General features: G+C 67.3%; 4 protein-coding genes. 3 read left to right on the top strand and 1 reads right to left on the bottom strand.

What is annotated here, in order from left to right; genetic code table 11:
* Positions 1-996: AAA family ATPase (locus tag VFG33_RS18395; RefSeq protein WP_325054121.1), on the top strand; the 996-nt coding region annotated here is incomplete at its 5' end.
* On the opposite strand, the gene VFG33_RS18390 is transcribed toward VFG33_RS18395, so the two are convergent.
* A complete protein-coding gene (locus VFG33_RS18390; RefSeq protein WP_325054120.1) occupies positions 993-1,568 on the bottom strand; it encodes a dienelactone hydrolase family protein in 576 nt (191 codons plus the stop codon). The two genes, VFG33_RS18395 and VFG33_RS18390, sit on opposite strands and share 4 nt — an antisense overlap.
* Positions 1,569-1,636: 68 nt before the next feature.
* Between VFG33_RS18390 and VFG33_RS18385 the strand changes: the two genes are divergently transcribed.
* Both VFG33_RS18385 and VFG33_RS18380 read left to right on the top strand, forming a co-directional pair.
* The gene (locus VFG33_RS18385) at positions 1,637-2,212 is read left to right on the top strand and encodes an ArsR/SmtB family transcription factor (protein WP_325054119.1); all 576 of its coding nucleotides are present in this window, start codon (positions 1,637-1,639) and stop codon (positions 2,210-2,212) included.
* Positions 2,213-2,248: 36 nt separating this feature from the next.
* Positions 2,249-2,503: molybdopterin-binding protein (locus tag VFG33_RS18380; RefSeq protein WP_524538135.1), on the top strand; the 255-nt coding region annotated here is incomplete at its 3' end.

Genomic DNA, 2,503 nt, shown 5'->3' with positions numbered 1-2,503 from the left:
CTGGGCAGCGACCTGCACATGATGGAGCGCCTGACCGCCTACGATCGCCCGTTCTTCGGCCGTGCCGACAATCTGGTGCTCGGCCCACTCAATCCGGCCGATTGCGGCGCGGCCGTTGGTTTGGAGGGCGCCGATGCAATCGACGCCCACTTGGTCTCCGGTGGTCTGCCGGGCATCTTGCGTAGTTGGCCGCAGGGGATGCCGGCGATGGACTTTCTGCGCGCCGAGACGTCAGACCCCGCTGCTGCCGTCTTCAGCGTGCCCGAGACCGCGTTGCTGTCCGAGTTCCCGAACCCGGATCTCGCTCGGCGGGTCCTGGAGGCCATCGGTACCGGCGATCGGACTCATGCCAATATCGCCGCGACAGCGGGCAGCCGTGACGGTGGGCTTCCTTCCGGGACTCTCTCACCTCTGCTGCAGAAGCTGACCCGGGAGAAGCAGATCCTGTCCATTGACGAGCCGCTGTCGACCTCTGCGGGGAAACCCGCCTTGTACCGGGTTGCCGACAGCAACCTTCGGTTGTACTTGGGGATCTTGCGACCGGTTCACGAGCAGGCTCGACGCGGTCGGCCCGAGGCTGGATTCCGGCTCATCGAGCGCCGCTGGACGGCCTGGCGTGGCCGGGCGGTCGAGCCGCTGGTGCGGGAGGCGCTCGAGCTCGCAGGCATCGCCGGAGCTTTGCCGTGGCCCGAGGTGGAGGTTGTCGGCGGCTGGTGGAATCGCCACTTCGATCCAGAGGTCGACCTGGTGGGCGCGGACCGTGCGCCGGTCGCAAGCAAGTTGTCGTTCGCCGGTTCCATCAAGTGGCTGAGCAGTCCGTTCGACGGCCACGATCTCGACGCCCTGCGCCGGGCCGTCACCCAGATTCCGGGCTTCGACCCGGCGGCGGCCGGGCTGGTGGTGGTGTCGCTAGGTGGACTTGCCACCGGTGTCGGTCTGAAGTCGACCGACCTGGCTTGGACTGCGCAAGAGATGGTCGACGTCTGGCGGGACTAGATGCCGTCGAGGAAGGTGAGGACTCGGCGGGTGAGCAGGGTGGTGGCTGCCTCGTCGTAGGACGGGAGGGACGAGTCGGCGAAGAGGTGGTCCTTGCCGGGGTAGAGGAAGAGTTCTGCCTGGTCGGTGGAGGCGACCAGGGCGCGGGCGGCGTCGAGGTCGCCGTCGTCGGCGAAGATGGGGTCGGCGTCCATGCCGTGGATCTGGACGGGGACGCCGGCCGGCCAGGTTTCGGTGAACTCGGAGACCGGGACGCAGGAGTAGAAGAGGAGAGCGCCCTTCGCTCCGGGGCGGGTCTGGGCCAGGCGCTGGGCCGGCATCACGCCGAGGGAGAAGCCGGCGTAGACCAAGTTGTCACCGAGGTCTGAGGCTGCGGCGAGGCCGCGTTCCATCACTGTGCCGAAACCGGTCTGCCTCGCATAGTCGATCCCCTCTTCGAGCGTCTCGAAGGTGTTGCCTTCGTAGACGTCAGGCAGGTGGACCGTATGGTCGGCTTCGCGGAGCTCGGCGGCGAAGGATTTCACCCCTTCGGTCAGTCCCTGGGCGTGGTGGTAGAGCACGACTTCAGCCATCAGCTGCTCGCTTTCGCGTGAATGATCCAGATATTTGGAATGTTCCGCGATGTTAGTCTGACGGCACTATGGCAAGCAAGAGCCAAGTCCCGGATTACGAGCTCGAGGAGACCATCGAGCTCACCACCGCCGAGCAGGTGCGGGCGATCAGCGATCCGCTGCGCACGACCATCCTCGGCCTGCTGCACGAGCGCGCCGCGACCGTGACGGAGCTGGCCGCCGCGGTCAAGCGCCCCAAGAGCACGGTCGCGCACCACGTCAACGTGCTCACCGCGGCCGGCATCCTGCGCGTCGTCCGGACCAGGCGGGTGCGGGCGATCGAGGAGCGGTACTACGGCCGCGCGGCGCGGATGTTCTACGTCGGACTCGGCCGGCGCGCGAACGGCGTGGACCTTCCGCCCGACTTCAACGACTTCGAGGTCGCGGCGGAGGAGTCCACCGCGGCGTACGACGCCGGTCTGATGCGCTCGTTCATCCGGCACGCGCGGATCCCCGAGGAGCAGGCAGCGGAGTTCTGGGAGCGCGTCGACCAGGTGATCCACGAGTTCGACCAGCTGCCCCGGTCCGGCGACACGGTCTACGGGTTCACGGTCGGTCTTTATCCGATGCCCGACTACCCCACCCTGCCACCCTTGGATTCGTGATTCACTGCGAGGAGTGCATCCGAAGGAGGTTCCCTGATGGGCATCGTTTCGCCGGGGTTCACCGGTCGTCGTCGAGGCGGGACCGACTTGCCGCCGGGCCAGTACCTGACGCATGAGTTCCCGGTCCTGTCCGCCGGCCCGACGCCGCACGTCCTCCCCGAACACTGGGAGTTCACCGTCACCACGGAGACCGGCGAAGTGCATCGCTGGGACTGGTCGGCGATGCTGCGGCAGCCGAGCGAGGAGATCACCCGCGACCTGCATTGCGTCACCCGCTGGTCCAAGCTAGGG

Origin of the sequence: Kribbella sp., assembly GCF_035687465.1 — a bacterium.
Classification (GTDB): domain Bacteria; phylum Actinomycetota; class Actinomycetes; order Propionibacteriales; family Kribbellaceae; genus Kribbella.
Note: the sequence above shows the minus strand (reverse complement) of the source record. Positions and strands in the feature narration are given on the sequence as shown.